Origin of the sequence: Paenibacillus apii (assembly GCF_011043685.1) — a bacterium.
GTDB lineage: Bacteria > Bacillota > Bacilli > Paenibacillales > Paenibacillaceae > Paenibacillus_AQ > Paenibacillus_AQ sabinae.
Map to the genome: position 1 here is coordinate 1 of NZ_JAAKGU010000006.1, position 15,216 is coordinate 15,216.

At 54.2% G+C, this 15,216-nt stretch carries 16 protein-coding genes; all 16 read right to left on the reverse strand.

What is annotated here, in order from left to right; genetic code table 11:
• Positions 1 to 351: 351 nt before the first annotated feature.
• On the reverse strand, positions 352 to 1,869 hold the full coding sequence (locus tag G5B47_RS14040) for a LysM peptidoglycan-binding domain-containing protein (RefSeq protein WP_165099144.1): 1,518 nt from the start codon (positions 1,867 to 1,869) through the stop codon (positions 352 to 354).
• Between the two features lie 286 nt (positions 1,870 to 2,155).
• Positions 2,156 to 3,040, reverse strand: coding sequence for a branched-chain-amino-acid transaminase (gene ilvE, locus G5B47_RS14045; protein ID WP_165099146.1), 885 nt, complete (start codon positions 3,038 to 3,040; stop codon positions 2,156 to 2,158).
• 4 nt (positions 3,041 to 3,044) lie between these two features.
• Complete coding sequence (pheA, locus tag G5B47_RS14050) at positions 3,045 to 3,932, reverse strand: prephenate dehydratase (protein WP_165099148.1); 888 nt, start codon at positions 3,930 to 3,932, stop codon at positions 3,045 to 3,047.
• Positions 3,929 to 4,909, reverse strand: a complete 981-nt coding sequence (thrB, locus tag G5B47_RS14055; RefSeq protein WP_165099150.1) for a homoserine kinase — start codon at positions 4,907 to 4,909, stop codon at positions 3,929 to 3,931. The genes pheA and thrB overlap by 4 nt, the downstream gene beginning before the upstream one ends.
• Before the next feature lie 137 nt (positions 4,910 to 5,046).
• Entirely contained in the window at positions 5,047 to 6,333 is a 1,287-nt protein-coding gene (locus G5B47_RS14060; protein ID WP_165099152.1) for a homoserine dehydrogenase, read from the reverse strand.
• 35 nt (positions 6,334 to 6,368) lie between these two features.
• Complete coding sequence (locus G5B47_RS14065; protein ID WP_025336025.1) at positions 6,369 to 6,806, reverse strand: ACT domain-containing protein; 438 nt, start codon at positions 6,804 to 6,806, stop codon at positions 6,369 to 6,371.
• A gap of 240 nt (positions 6,807 to 7,046) precedes the next feature.
• Positions 7,047 to 8,357 carry a GTPase ObgE gene (gene obgE, locus G5B47_RS14070; RefSeq protein WP_165099154.1) on the reverse strand — a complete coding sequence of 437 codons (1,311 nt, stop codon included), beginning with the start codon at positions 8,355 to 8,357 and terminating at the stop codon, positions 7,047 to 7,049.
• A gap of 17 nt (positions 8,358 to 8,374) precedes the next feature.
• On the reverse strand, positions 8,375 to 9,115 hold the full coding sequence (locus tag G5B47_RS14075) for a Spo0B domain-containing protein (protein ID WP_165099156.1): 741 nt from the start codon (positions 9,113 to 9,115) through the stop codon (positions 8,375 to 8,377).
• A 231-nt stretch (positions 9,116 to 9,346) separates the two neighbouring features.
• A complete protein-coding gene (rpmA, locus tag G5B47_RS14080; protein WP_025336028.1) occupies positions 9,347 to 9,658 on the reverse strand; it encodes a 50S ribosomal protein L27 in 312 nt (103 codons plus the stop codon).
• 17 nt (positions 9,659 to 9,675) lie between these two features.
• On the reverse strand, positions 9,676 to 10,011 hold the full coding sequence (locus tag G5B47_RS14085; RefSeq protein ID WP_165099158.1) for a ribosomal-processing cysteine protease Prp: 336 nt from the start codon (positions 10,009 to 10,011) through the stop codon (positions 9,676 to 9,678).
• A gap of 12 nt (positions 10,012 to 10,023) precedes the next feature.
• Positions 10,024 to 10,335: a 50S ribosomal protein L21 gene (gene rplU, locus G5B47_RS14090; protein ID WP_025336030.1), complete on the reverse strand. Its 312-nt coding sequence runs from the start codon at positions 10,333 to 10,335 to the stop codon at positions 10,024 to 10,026.
• Positions 10,336 to 10,511: 176 nt separating this feature from the next.
• Positions 10,512 to 11,762, reverse strand: coding sequence for an Rne/Rng family ribonuclease (locus G5B47_RS14095; RefSeq protein ID WP_165099160.1), 1,251 nt, complete (start codon positions 11,760 to 11,762; stop codon positions 10,512 to 10,514).
• A gap of 121 nt (positions 11,763 to 11,883) precedes the next feature.
• Entirely contained in the window at positions 11,884 to 12,726 is an 843-nt protein-coding gene (locus tag G5B47_RS14100; protein ID WP_165099162.1) for a M50 family metallopeptidase, read from the reverse strand.
• Entirely contained in the window at positions 12,719 to 13,561 is an 843-nt protein-coding gene (locus tag G5B47_RS14105; RefSeq protein WP_165099164.1) for a peptidoglycan DD-metalloendopeptidase family protein, read from the reverse strand. The genes G5B47_RS14100 and G5B47_RS14105 overlap by 8 nt, the downstream gene beginning before the upstream one ends.
• Before the next feature lie 178 nt (positions 13,562 to 13,739).
• Positions 13,740 to 14,534 (reverse strand): septum site-determining protein MinD, encoded by a 795-nt coding sequence (minD, locus tag G5B47_RS14110; protein WP_165099166.1) that lies wholly within the window; start codon positions 14,532 to 14,534, stop codon positions 13,740 to 13,742.
• A 4-nt stretch (positions 14,535 to 14,538) separates the two neighbouring features.
• Positions 14,539 to 15,198 carry a septum site-determining protein MinC gene (locus G5B47_RS14115; protein WP_165099168.1) on the reverse strand — a complete coding sequence of 220 codons (660 nt, stop codon included), beginning with the start codon at positions 15,196 to 15,198 and terminating at the stop codon, positions 14,539 to 14,541.
• Between the last annotated feature and the right edge of the window lie 18 nt (positions 15,199 to 15,216).

Consider the following 15,216-nt stretch of genomic DNA (forward strand, 5'->3'; position numbering starts at 1 on the left):
CAATGTTTTAAATCTTCAGTGCGGATGAGCAATTCTCAACCGGATCTTTATCATATCACTTTATTCGACCGATTGCAACAAGTTTTTTAATAACATCATTGTCTCTATAAAAGACTCTCATTCGCTATTAAAAAATTTGTAGTTTAGCAGCTGCATCAGCGACTGGATTTATAATATAACATGTCACGGCATACGTAACAACCCATAAAATCTACCATTTTAAAGTGATCCCATTTTCTTATCCTTCTTCTCCAAAAGTCCCAAATACTTAATGAAAACGGCGCATGAAAAGCGTGCAGACCGCATCCAAGGATACGAAGCTGCACGCGAATATTCTATGATACTGTCGCCTTAATCGGAAATCCAGGGATTCCGGCGTTTTTTCGTTGTTCCTCTGCTTTTGCTCGAATTCTGCTTTGTGGAAGCGCCCGGTTTGGCATCCTTGCCGCGGCGGCTCGATGTTTTGACTTTGGCTGTTTGATTTGCGGAATCCGCTTTGGCCTCGATTTGAGCGGTATTCTGGACAGCCGCCATCACGTTAGCCGAAATCTGGGCTTCTTGCAACGGCACTTCTCCTGCTGCGCCATCCGTCTCCGCTCCTTCCGGGATTCGGCTCAAGTAAGCCCAGTCGTCTTTGCCAGGATATTCCGGAACCGGCGGGATGCCTGCCATAACGGGAGAGCCATAAGATACGGGCGGATAGGTAGGCGCCGAATAAGGTTGGGGAAGCCCCATTCCATAGGGGTAGCCTTGGGCTTCGCTTGAATAAACCGGCATAGCGCCATACATCGGAGCCTCATAGCCGCTCATATACGGCTGCATTCCGGATGGACCCTCGCAGCCGCAGGAAGGCCAGGGGAGAGTAGCCGGCTGAACCCCGAACTGCGGAGAAATATTGGCCGGTTGTTCGGCATAAGGTTTGAAACCCGCTGCGGGCATCTCAGCGGAGTACTCCGGCATAACTCCCGGATAGCATGGCGCCGCGATAGGGGCGACAGGATATGCCGGAGCCGGATAGCAATGAGGGGCCTGCATTTCAGGCATTGGCATATACACGGCCGGTTGAACCTCGTAAGGTGCATAGTTCATCGGCTGGGCCGCCTCATACATCGGGTATGCCGGCGGGCAGTCGTGATAGTATGGATTTTCCGTTATCCCCGGGTAACCATAAGATTTATCGCAGGGAGTAACGGGCTCGCAGGCGCAATAATCTTTGGGATGCTCGGGTATCGGCGGCATAGAGACGGCTTCTTTAGCAGGAACCGAAATTTGCACAAACAGGCTTTGCGATTCGGTCTTAATCATCTCGTTTACCGGTGCCACAGGCGCTGGGGGCATCTCTATAGGTACAGGGGCAACCGGGTTAACCGGAGCGACCGGGGCGACCGGGGCAACCGGGGCGACCGGGGCAACGGGAGCGATAGGAGCTGTCTCTTTCTCTTTTTCAATGGGACCGGTAAAGGCTTTTCCGCCGGGGGTGGTTTTGTCAGAAATGACCGTCGATTCATGCGATTGCTGTTGTACCACCGGAGCCGCCCCTTTTTTCGGAATGTTGACGATATCCCCTACTTTAAGCACATCGGGATTCTTAAGCTGGGGGTTGGCCTGGATGATATCCTTGAGCTGGATCCCCCAAGCCTTCGACAGCTTCCAGAGGGTATCGCCCTGCATGACCTTATGCTTGTGGAACAGCTCACCGCCGTCCGGCACGGGAACAGGAACCGAAGGGATTTTCACCTTGTCGCCGATAGCCAGAACATCGGGATTTGCGATTTGCGGATTGGCCTCAATGACTTTATCGAGCGGCACCCCATACTTTTTCGATAATTCATAGAGCGTATCGCCTTGCTTGACAATGTGTATTTTCACGCAAAAATAACCTCCTAACGTTTTGTGGAGCAATGCTTTTTAGAAATATAAGAATGCATAAGCTTCGCGCTTAACCAGGGTCTTATATTCCTCGAGAAACGATGCCGCCCTTAAGCGAACGGAAAAACGTTTCTGCTGGCGCAATGATTTTGCGGTAGAGCCGCCTCCTTCGTTACTACATCTTATGCAGCCCATGGGCGATTGACATCCCGGAAGCAAAAAAAATCCTTTGACGCGGCATGACTGCATGCGCATCAAAGGATTGGTCGTTGCTATTCAAAAAAACTTAGGACTGCCACACCTTGTAGCCGTCTTTGTCCACAATGTTCCGGAACTCCTCCAGAAGTTTGAGCGTGATCGGGCCGGCATGGCCTTCGCCGATAATCCGTCCGTCGATTTCGCGGGCCGCAATAACCTCCGCCGCCGTACCGGTAAAGAATACCTCATCCGCAATATAAATATCGTGCATCGTAAAAGGCTGCTCCTTAAGCACGATGCCGAGCTTCTCGCACAGTTCAATAATGGCAAGACGCGTAATGCCTTCGAGCGCGCCAAGGTAGCAAGGCGGCGTGTAGACAATGCCATTCTTAATGATGAAAATATTGTCGCCCGAGCCTTCGGTCACATATCCCTGGGCGTTCAGCATGATCGCTTCGTCGGCTTCCGCAAGGTTGGACTGAATTTTGACTAGAATGTTGTTCAGATAATTCAGCGATTTGATCTTCGGATTAAGCGCATCCGGAATATTTCGGCGCTGGGAAACGGAAACGGCGCGAAGACCGTTCAGATAAGCCTCTTCCGGGTAGATCGCGAGCTGCTCCACAATAATAATGACGCTGGCTTTGGGGCAGCGACGAGGATCCAGTCCGAGATTCCCCGCACCGCGGGAAACAATCAGACGAATGTAGCCGTTACGCATATCGTTGCGGCGGATCGTCTCCGCCATCGCTTCAAGCATTTCATCATATGTCAGCGGAATGTCGAGCATGATGGATTTGGCCGAATCGTACAGCCTGTCCAGGTGTTCCTTGCATTTAAAAATATTGCCGTTATAGATACGGATGCCTTCAAAAATACCATCACCGTACAGAAAGCCGTGGTCAAATACGGATACCAAGGCTTTATCCTTTGTTACATATTGTCCATCAAGATAAATCAACTGCTCAGACATGAACTTACTGCACCTCCGCTTTCTCTTCCTCATAGGTGTATGTGGGATACGAGCCTAAGATACGGACCTGGCAGCCCAAAGCTTTGATTTCCTCAATAGCGGCAGGCAGAAGGACCGATTCCAACGGTTCGAGCACATCAATATAAAAATAGTAGGTACCCAGCTTCTTCTTCGTCGGCCGCGATTCAATCCGCGACAAATTCAGCTTGCGCCAGGCAAAAGCCGAGAGCACCTGATGGAGCGCGCCCGGAAAATCCTCAGGCAGCGTAACCAGCACGCTCGTCTTGCTGCCAGTGCTTACGCGCGGAATATCCAGCTTGCCGGGTCCCGCCAGCACAAAACGTGTGAAATTATTCTGGTGATCCGTAATCTTGCTGGCAATAATCTCGAGTCCAAAAGTCTTCGCACCGAGCTCAATGCCAATTGCCGCCCAACCTTTGCCGGGATTGTTCTTGACAATTTCCACAGCTTCCGAAGTGCTTCCCACGGTCTCCAGCTCGGCAGACGGGGCATGACTGCGGATAAAATGATTGCATTGGGCCATGGCAACCGGATGGGAAAGGATTTTCACGATGCTCGAGTAATTGACACCGCCCTTGCCGTCTGCAAACTCGCCGGGATTCGCGATCAGGTTCTGCACGGAAGGATAAATCCATTCGGCCTGCATCGGCAAATCCACTTCATGAATAAGCCAATCCATATGCAGGCTGACCGAGCCTTCAATCGTGTTCTCGACCGGAATGACGCTGTAATCGGTCTCTCCTCTGGCCGTAGCCAGAAACACGTCGGAGATCAGCTTATAGAACACCGGCCGGCAGGGTTCCCCTTTCATCAGATACAGCAAAGCTTCATGAGATGTCGTCCCCTGCGGCAGCACCGCTATTGATTTCATGACCGTACTTCTCCTTTTATCATATCCAAAAATGATTGATTTTGCATCCCGTTTTCGTTCACGGACTCTGCAAGAGCCCCTGTCCGGCAGGGCTGCAGCCATTTGGTCTGCGCCTCAATGCCGTGATTCCGCATCGTCTCCGTCAGAAAGGCTTCCAACTCGCCCTTGCGTGACTCGCTCCGGTCCACAAACGCAATCAGCGTCGGACCGGCGCCGCTTAAAGCGATGCCGAGGGCGCCGTGCTGCGTCGCTTCGGCCAGAACGGCCTCCATCCCGGGAACAAGAGCGGACCGGTACGGCTGGTGCAGGCGGTCCCGCATCGCCGCGCCGATCAGATCAAGGCGTCCGCTGGCGAGCGCACCGGTCAGAAGCGAAGAGCGGCTGATGTTGTATACGGCATCGGCTACGGTCAGGCTGGAAGGAAGCACTTCCCGCGCCTTGGACGTCGCCAGCTCAAACTCGGGGATGACGACGAGGGCTTCCAGATCTTCAGGCGGTTCGATGCGGATGACATCGGCATGGCTGCCGTCCCAGGCGGCGCAAATAATCCCGCCGAACAAGGAAGCGCCGACGTTGTCGGGATGCTTCTCCAGCGCCGTGGCCATATCGAAGATCCGCTCATTGCTCAAAGGCGACCCGATCAGCGCATTGGCCGCGACCATACCGCCGATGATTGCGGAGGCGCTGCTGCCGAGACCGCGGGTCAGCGGGATCTCGGAGTACATCGATATTTCCAGTTCGGGAACGGATACGCCCGCTTCGTCGAATACCATTTGCGCGACTTTGTATATCAGGTTGCTTTTATCCCGGGGCACATCCTTCATCTCATCGCCGTAAAGGTGAAACCCGGTCTGCTCCGCTTCTCCCATCTCGATCCAGGCATACAGCGACAGCGCCATTCCGAGCGTATCGAATCCCGGCCCCAGATTGGCGGTGCTGGCAGGAACTTTTACCCTTACCTTCCGGCCGTTACTCATGCCCGCACCGCCCCTTCAGCTGCCGTAAGACCACATTTAAGAATCATGGAACACTTCTTTATATTATCCTTCAATATGAAATATCTCACAAGCCTTGTTCTCCTTTAAAAATAAATTCCCTTCCGGGCGGTGTGCTCTTAGCCCTCGACACGGTAATGGCTCTTAACGCGGCGAATGACCTCAAGTTCGTCGAAACGGCGGAGAACCTTGTTCATGCTTGCTTTGCTGGCATCATGCGTAACGATAATGATTTCGGCATTCGGATTATTCGGATTGGCCTGCTGTACTACGGAATCAAGGCTAACGTCGCATTCGGCGAACACCTGAGTGATTTTAGCCAGCACTCCCGCCTTGTCGTCCACATGGAGCAGCAGGAAGTTTTTGTAGTAAATATCTTCGTCGCTCTTCAGCTTCTTCTGCTTGTAGGGAACAATCTGCTTCAGGCCGTTGACGCCCAGCTTCAGATTCTTGATGACCGCCACAAGGTCGGCCACAACGGAGGTTGCCGTTGGCATTTCACCGGCTCCCGCTCCGTAGAACATCGTCTCACCAACCGCTTCGCCATAAACATAAACCGCGTTGAACACGCCATTGACGGAAGCGATCGGATGGCTCGCCCGGATCATGGTCGGCTGAACGCTGATGCTGAATTCATCATTCTGGCTCTCGGCAATGCCCAGGAGCTTCATTTCATAGCCGAGACGTTTGGCAAACTGGATATCCTCCTTACTAACGCCGGAAATCCCGCTTACGCTCACATCCTGCAGCTCAACGTTAGTGCGGAAGCCGAGCGTGCCGAGAATCGACATTTTGCGGGCGGCGTCCAGTCCCTCCACATCTGAGGTCGGATCGGATTCGGCATAGCCGAGCTGCTGCGCTTCTTTCAGGACATCATCATAAGAGGCGCCTTCCTGGCTCATTTTGGTGAGTATGTAATTGGTCGTTCCGTTGACGATGCCCATGATCTTGACAATCCGGTCGGATGAAAAACCTTCGATCAATGTCCGGATAATCGGAATGCCCCCCGCCACGCTGGCTTCGTAAAAGACATCGCACTGTTTCTCCTGCGCTTTGGCCAATATTTCGGTACCGTGGAGCGCCATAAGATCCTTGTTGGCCGTAACGATATGCTTGCCCCGCTCGAGCGCCTCGAGCAGATATTCCCGGGTCTTCTCGACTCCGCCCATAACCTCGACAATAACATCAATTTCCGGATCGCGGATGACCTCCCACGGATCGGTTGTCAGCTTCGCCGGATCGATCTCGATCGAGCGCGGTTTATCTGCGGATTTAACGGCAATGCGTTCAATATAAATCGGCGAACCGACCTGGCTGCTCAAATCCTCCTGGTTCCCCTGCACGATGCGCACTACGCCCGTACCGACTGTTCCCAGCCCGAGCAACCCTACTTTCACCGGTTTCATTTGAATCAGAATCCCCCTTAACGTATAGTTCCCTTCTAACCTTGCCCTACAATTAAAGCGCGTTTAACGCCGGGCATTCCCTTCAGACTGTCCAGCATGTCTCCAAGCTCATCGTTCAAATGGGTAATCTCAATGGAAAGGACAACGTTGGCCCACCCTTGCAGCGGAATGCTCTGATGAATGGTCAGCACATTGGCTCCATGCCCTGCCACGGCTCCGAGTACCTTGGACAGCATACCGGACTCGTGTTCGAGATCCATCGAAATCGTTACGATGCGCTCCCTTTCCAGCTGATGGATCAGATGGATGCCGTCCTTGTATTTGTAAAAAGCGCTTCGGCTAAGACCCACCTGCTCCACACCCTCATGAACCGTCTTGGCATCCCCGGCTTCAAGCAGCTGCTTGACCTGCATCGTCTTCAGCACCGCTTCGGGCAAAATATCTTCACGAACCAAATAATAACGTTCTTTCACAAACGTCCTCTCCTCAAAGACTTCTGTTTTTACATAGTGGACATTATAAGGTTATTCTGAAAGAATTGCAATACTTTTCACAAAACCGTTGTTACTCCAAAATCGGATTCCGATTCCGGGCGCGCCTTCGGGACACTCCAACTTCTACACTACACACTTTAAATAGCAAAAAAGCGCCCGCACGGTCTTCCCTTTCGGAAAAACAATGCTGGCGCCTGATTCCAAGCCATCATTATTGAATTAATAGTAGCTGCTGCTTTCGACGAACTCGAATTCAAAATCGGCGATCCGGACGATGGTACCTTCCACCGCACCGCGTCTGCGCAGCTCCTCGTCGACGCCCATATGCCGGAGCGTCCGCGCCAGCTTCAGGATCGCGTCATGCGAATTCATCTGCATCCGCTTGAGCATCCGCTCGATCTTCGGACTGCTGACGACAAAGGTTTCGTTATCGCGGGTGATGGTAAACGAATCGTCCTCCGCTGCATTCAGCTTGTACACCTTGCGCTCGGCACTCTCCACGACTTCCTCTACGGCCGGAGCCTGCGGGATGGAGTCAAGCAGATCTGCGGCACGGTAGAGCAGCTCCTGCACTCCTTGGCGAGTCAGCGAGGAGATCGGCAGAATTTCCAGATCCGGCCGGACACTGCCGGCGCGCTCGCGGAAAGAAGCCAAGTTCTCCTTCGCCTCTTCCATATCCATTTTATTGGCCGCCACGATCTGCGGACGCTCGGATAGGCCCACATTGTACTGCTTCAGCTCATCGTTGATCTTCACCCAATCCTCAAACGGGTCGCGGCCTTCGGAACCGGCCATGTCGACGACGTGGATGATGATTCGCGTGCGTTCGATATGGCGCAAAAATTCATGCCCGAGACCGACGCCCTGATGAGCGCCTTCAATCAGCCCGGGAAGATCCGCCATGACAAAGCTGCGGCCGTCTCCAACGTCGACCACGCCCAAATTGGGTGTTATGGTCGTAAAATGATAGGCGCCGATCTTGGGCTTGGCCGCCGAAACCACGGACAGCAAAGTCGATTTGCCCACACTAGGGAAGCCGACAAGACCTACGTCAGCCATAACCTTTAGCTCAAGCACAACGTAGCGCTCCTGACCTTCCTCCCCGTTCTCCGCAAGCTCTGGAGCGGGATTATTCGGCGTCGCGAACCGGATATTGCCCCGGCCGCCCCGACCGCCCTTAGCTACGATGACTTCCTGCCCGTGACGCGTCATATCGGCAATCACTTCGCCCGTATCGTCGTCGATCAGCACCGTTCCCGGCGGAATACGGACAATCATATCGTCGGCTCCCGCGCCGTGCTGGCTCTTGTTGCGCCCTTTTTCACCGCGCTGGGCCTTGAAATGCCGCTGATAACGGAAATCCATCAACGTCCGCAGGCCTTCGTCCACACGGAAAATAACGTCGCCGCCTTTGCCGCCATCACCGCCCGCCGGACCGCCCTCCGGCACATATTTCTCGCGGCGGAATGCCACCAGACCGTCGCCGCCGTCGCCGGCTTTTACAAATATTTTCGCTTTATCTACAAACATGGATGTCTCACCTTCCTTCACATTCCCATCGGCAGGCGCAGCTGAAAGTCCGCCTTATGGGACGCCAGCCGCTCCGCTTTTACAATTTTGCCCTGGACGATATTCAAGATCTGCTGCTGGAACGCCTCCGCTCTTCCGCGCAGACCGTCGCTGCCGAATACGATGACAATATCTCCTTCATCCTGCTTGAACGAAAGCCGCAGCATACGGGTATCGCCTTGCGCGACCATTCCGCCGAACTGGCAGGCTCTAACCATCTGCATAATGACCGAGGTCAGCTCATCTCCGGCTTCGGGGGTCAGCAGGTCCTCCAGATGCAGCCCTTCTTCCACCTCGATATCCAGCTGCAGGCTGCCGCCCACGGTCCGGAAGGATTGAAGATAGAAGACCAGCGAAGGAATACCGAGCTTGGCGATCCTGCTGTCCAGCGCGATGCGTTCCTTTATTCTTTCCACACACTGCACCGATTTATCAGGCTTGCCAAGCTGGATATAACCGTACAGCACCTGAAGATCATTCATCCAGTCATGACGGTGGTGGGTAAGCATGCGGATTGCTGTCTGCTGCAGAATCCGTTCCTGCTTCCAAATCTCCCGTTCGTAATGACGGCGGACCGTCGCCACACTGATTAAAGCGGCCGCAACGGCCCACAAGCCAAGCACAAGACTTGACCAAAGCGCCGGCCAAATGCTGGCGAGCCCCAAAGGAAACGCTACCGACAACACCGCCGCTCCTATTACGCTTTTCCAGGATTTCATACTGTCTTCCCCGTCCCTTGCGTTTGCGAATTGTTAGCGTTCTACCGCAACCAGATCCTTTCATGTTTCCCCAGTATACCATAGGAATTCCAGCAAATTAACCAAGAGGCTGCAAGAACTTCCCTGCTTTAAGACCAATCGTTAGGTGCGATGCTTATAAAGCCTTATATTTTGAAAAAAAGCCCCCGGCGATCATGCCGGAGGCTTTACTAGCAGTTATAGTCCGTAAGCTTACGCTTCCAGAGCCGCCGCTACCGGAGCGACGTCTACCGGGTAGACGCTCACTTTCTTGCGATCGCGGCCCAGGCGCTCGAACTTCACAACGCCGTCCACTTTGGCAAACAAAGTATCGTCTTTGCCGATGCCAACGTTTGTTCCCGGATGGATTTTCGTTCCGCGCTGACGCACCAGGATGCTTCCGCCAGTTACGGCTTGGCCATCGGCGCGTTTCACGCCAAGACGTTTCGCGCGGCTATCGCGTCCGTTCTTTGTGGAACCTACACCTTTTTTCGATGCGAACAATTGAAGATCCAATTTCAACATGCTGTCTACCTCCTTCTTCAAATAATGACTTCCTGTATCTGAATATACTTACCGTACGACTCTGCAATCGTATTGAGCATAACGACCATGGATTCCAGAAGCAGCTGCACCTTGGCAGCCGTTTCGGGGTCTTCGATCGGCAGCAGGGTCCCGCTGAGAAACCCGTCCTTCATGGACGAATCCAGCACGACTCCCGTTAAGGCTTCAATCGCATTGACGGTACCGACCGTTACAGTCGAAACACCTGCACACACGATATCTCTGCCTTTTCTGTCAAACCCGGCATGGCCATTTACGGCAAAACCGAGGATCGGGCCTTGAGAGGAAGACCTCGTAATCCGCACGTTAATCATTAACGCACCTTCTTACGCTTGAATCTTCTCGATCGTTACTTTCGTGTAAGGCTGACGATGGCCTTGCTTCTTATGGTAGTTCTTCTTCGGTTTGTATTTGTAAACGACAACCTTCTGACCTTTACCATGCTTCTCGACCTTCGCCGTTACGGAAGCGCCGCTTACGAGCGGAGTTCCCGCTGTCAGACCGCTTTCGTTCGATACAGCCAGGACACGGTCAAACGTTACGCTTGCCCCGTCTTCCGCGTTCAGCTTCTCGATGAACAATACGTCGCCCTCTTGGACTTTGTATTGCTTGCCGCCAGTTTCGATAATTGCATACATTGGTTTTGCACCTCCTCATGTCTCAGACTCGCCTGGTCCAGGTGGTCCTTCCTTTCGGAATCGCGCTTAAGTACCCGATCGGAGCGGTTACAGCATGTGCAGGCAAAGAATAGACCGGACACATACTTATAGATAATAGCATGAAGACATGAAATAGTCAACTATCTATCCAAATGCTATTCCTGTCCCGCTTGCTGCACCGGAGCTTTTCCGGTGCCCCCGCAGCATTCGCAAGGGCGGGGGGAGAGCTCCAGCGCGTCATGCCGCACTTTCTTTCGCGTCATCTCCAGAAGCCCAAGCCGGGTCCAGCCCAAAATGCAGGTCTTCGTCCGGTCCCGGCTCACGACGCTCTGCAGCCGGGCGACGACCATTTTGCGATGCTCCTCCAGCTCCATGTCGATGAAGTCGATGACGATAATCCCGCCGGTATCCCGAAGCCGGATCAACCTCCCGATTTCCTCCGCGGCAAGAAGATTAGTTCGCGTAACCGTCTCTTCCAGCGACGCCCCGCCCGTATATTGGGCGGTATTGACATCGATTACGGTCAGCGCCTCCGCCTCGTCCCAGATCAGCGTCGCTCCTCCGTCCAGCGTGATTTTGCGGCTGAAGCCGCGCTCCAACTGCTCTTCCACTCCGTAAGCGGCAAAGATCGACCCGGTTCCGGTGTACGGTTCCACCGGCTTGTGCCCCTCTGGCGCCATTTCGCTCAAGTAGGCTTCCGCTTCCCTAGCCGCCTGCTGCGAGTCAATCAGCAGCTCGTCCCGCTGAGGATCGAACGCATCGCGGATGAACCGCTGAACGATGCTGAGATCACGGTGCAGAAGGGCCGGGGCCTCGGCTTCCAGCGCACGCTTCATAATTCCCTTCCACTGCGCCCGCAGAACGGCAAGGTCACCTTCCACCGCTTCGGGAGGCTCGTCCTCCGATACGGTGCGCATAATCAGGCCCTCTTCATCCATCCGCAAACGTTCGCCCAGCGCCTTGAGCCGGTTGCGCTCGGATTCGCGCGCGATTTTTTTGGAAACGCCGACGTATTCCGCAAAGGGCATGTACACCATCCATCTTCCGGGAAGCGTGTAGTGCGTTGTGACGCGGGGTCCCTTGTTGCCCCTGGGCCCTTTTCTGACCTGGACGACGATTTCCTGCCCGGGCTGAAGAAGCGTATCAATGGAAGGCTTTACTCTGGGCTGTTTCTCCAGATGCGGATGCAGCACATCATCCACGTATAGAAAGGCGTTTTTTTTCTGTCCGATATCGACAAAAGCAGCCTGCATCCCCGGGAGGACATTCATTACCCGGCCTTTGTAGTAGCTGCCGACAAGTCCCTGCTGTTCCGCGCGCTCCGCCGCATACTCCACCAGTCGTCCCTCCTCCAGAAGGGCCATCCGGGTCATATGCTGTGAGCAGTGAACAATCATCTGTTTCATGGCTTCACCTCTGGCTTACCTAAGAAGAACGGCTTCCTTGACCTTTATAGGGCGGCATCCGAACTCTCGTAAAAATAAAAAACTATGGATAAGCACGGAGCCTATCCATTCTAAAATTGCATTACATTCCAAAATAGGTAGAGAGCAGACGCTGTTCCGGTACGACGGCCATTACGCCTCCCTTGTCGTCAAGCACATAGATCAGATGATACTGGTGCCTTTTAAATAGACGCAAAATATCATCCAAAGGTTTCGCTAGAGGCGCAACTATCGGGCGGGCCAGAGTGCCCTTGTCCATATGTTGTTCATATAAGGCTTCCCGGTTCATGAGAAAAGCGACGAAACGGTAAGGGAGGTTCCGGTGGTCCGTTATATTGGAATACAGCAAAAAAGCGGCGATCATCAGCAGGTTAAGCCTAACTCCGCCCCCGTACTGAAGCGGCAGCAGGGCGTACACGGCGGTCAAGGCGCTGGCGAATATGCTGATTCTTCCGCACCACAGCAGGGTCGAGTAATATGGCACCTGCAGGCTGATCGCAGCCTGTATGATTTTCCCCCCGTCCAGCGGCAGTATCGGCAGTAAATTGAACAGGGCGATGATGAGATTGGCATGAATGAGATAGGTCATAAACGCGTCGCCGCCCCAGCCCATTTCTCTCAAAGCCGCCGCAAACAGCATCATGAGGACGTTCTGCAGCGGACCCGCAAGCGCAATTCCGATTTCACGGTAGGCGGTCAGCCTCCCATTGTCCTCGATAACCGCCACCCCTCCGAACGGGAGCAGCTGCACCGATTTAACCGAGGCCCCGGCAAGAAGCGCCGCCCAGACATGGCCCAATTCATGAATGAGCACGATGGCAAAAAGCGTAAGCAGTTCGAGAAACTGCCCGGTGAGCACGGAAATCAGCATGATGATCACGAGCAGCGGATGGAGGGAAAAGGAAATGCCCCGAATTCTAATCAAAGGCGATCTCTTCCGCCGGATCGATATACGTTTTGTCCTGCATGAGCGAAAAATAAAGCAGGTGGGTCGATGAGGCGCCGGATTCCTCCATCCAGCCCACGGTATCGCCGCTTTGCAGCCAGTCGTCGGCTTTCCTCTTCGTTCCGCTTAAATGTCCGTATTCGGCGACAATTCCTCCGCTGTGCTGGACCGTTACCCGAATGCCTCCAGCCGTCTCTCGCGAAACGGACAGCACCCTGCCCATGTCCACGCTCTTTACGGTCACGCTTCCGGATGAATCGGGCGACGGGATGATTTCAATGCCTTTAAGGCTCGAAGCAAACGGCTTGACAATGCTCCCCGCCACCGGCGGAGCAAGCTTGTGTCGGGCGGAAGCTTTCCGCGCCGCCTCCTCCCCCTCGCCAAATATCGGGATAAACGCCGGCGCTCCGTCAAAATAGCGGTCGTACCACACCCGGACCGAAGCAAAGTCCATGTCCTTGCTCAGGGCGTCCGTTATGAAATTTTGCGCCCGGTAGGCCCAGGGCTGCTGCACCCCGAATATCCCCCACACCGCCCCGAATAACAGGCAGCTGATCACCAATCGGCGGACCAATCCGGACAAAAAGCGCGGTTTCTCCCGCCTTCCTTCATCGTTCCATTCCTTACGCCGCTCTTTCCAAAGCTTTTCGGGATCGGGCTCGCCAGTATTCCCGTCCCTGAAGCCGCGCCAGTCGTCCGCGCCGGTGTCCTCGGACAATCCAAACAGCGTCTGTTTGGGGGAGTCCTGCTTGCTGCTGGACCAATTGCGGATATGCTCTTTGCGGTGGTTCCCTGCGTTTGGTTTATAACCCATATCCATCCCTCCGGAGGGCTTGTTTTATACCATCCTATGAGAGAGTGGAGGGTTTTTAGAACAAGCTGTTTAGGGGATTGGAGGAGCAGGCGAAGAATAAGGAAAAGTCCCGTATAACCACTGAAGAAGCGGTATACGAGACTTATTTGTTACGGGAAACCTTTCGGCCCGGGCCTCTTTAGCCCAGACCGAAGAATTTCTTGAGTTTCTTGAATGTACCCGGCTTGCGGTCCAGCTGCATGAGCGGTACCGCGTCGCCCAGGATGCGGCGGGCAATGTTGCGGTAGGCAATGGCAGCCCCGGAATCCGGATTCATTACCGTCGGCTCGCCCAGGTTAGCCGCCTTGATCACGAGTTCGTCGTCCGGCACGATCCCAAGCAGGTCGATGTTGAGCACCTGCAAAATATCCTCGACGTCCAGCATGTCGCCGGATTTAATAAGTCCAGGCCGGATGCGGTTGACAACCAGCTTTGGCGACTGCACTTCGGACTGCTCCAGCAGCCCGATCACACGGTCGGCGTCGCGGACGGCCGCATGCTCCGGCGTCGTTACAACAATCGCCTTGTCGGCGCCGGCGATCGCGTTGCGGAAGCCGTGCTCGATTCCGGCGGGACAATCGATCAGAATATACTCATACTCTTTCTTCAGTTCCAGGACGATGTCTCTGACCTGCTCCGGGGTGACTGAGGTTTTGTCCTTAGTCTGCGCCGCGGGCAGCATATACAGCTCGTCAAACCGCTTGTCCTTGACGAGGGCCTGTCCAAGCCGGCAGCGGCCTTCGGCGACATCCACCAAATCATAAATGATCCGATTTTCAAGTCCCATGACGACATCGAGATTCCGCAGCCCGATGTCGGTGTCGATGAGACATACTTTTTTCCCCTGCAGCGCCAGCGCGGTTCCAATGTTAGCCGTGGTGGTCGTCTTGCCCACGCCGCCCTTGCCGGAGGTAACAACGATCGCTTCTCCCATGAGGCTACACCCCTTTAAACACATTTAAATCCCGACGCAGTTTGACGATGTTGTGTATTTTGTCAATCTGCATTACGCCTTCCGATAAAAAAGCGAACTCCATGCTGCTCTCGCGGGTCTCCCATTCATCCGGGGGACGGCTGATGATCTCGGCTATCCGCAGCTGGGTCGGAGCCATTACAGAGGCCGCGATAACGGCCCCTTCGTTGCCCTCCACTCCCGCGTGAGCCATGCCTCTCAGCGCCCCGAGAATAAAAATATCGCCGGTGCAGGTAATCGCGCCGCCAGGATTCACATCCCCGAGAAAGAGCAGATCCCCCTTATGGTTCAGCACCTGCCCGGAACGAAGAATTCCGCTCATCACATGCAGCGAGCTTCCGTTTCCGGATTTCACGGCTTCCAGCACCTCGACCGACCGGATCAGCAAGTTGCCCTGCCCCCGCAAAATCTCGAGCACCGATTCCTTTTCTTCATCCGTCACCGAGCGTTTGCCCATCTTGACATCTACATGAACAATGGGTCCGGTCAAAATATTTTGATGGCTGTGCTCCAGCTTATACCGAAGCTCGCCCAGCAGCTCTTCAAAGGGACATTTGTCGTCTAACAGGAAGACCAGGCCGTCCTTGATGCCTTTGATCCGCACATGCTTGGATTTTACTGTCATTTGACCCTCCCCCCATTC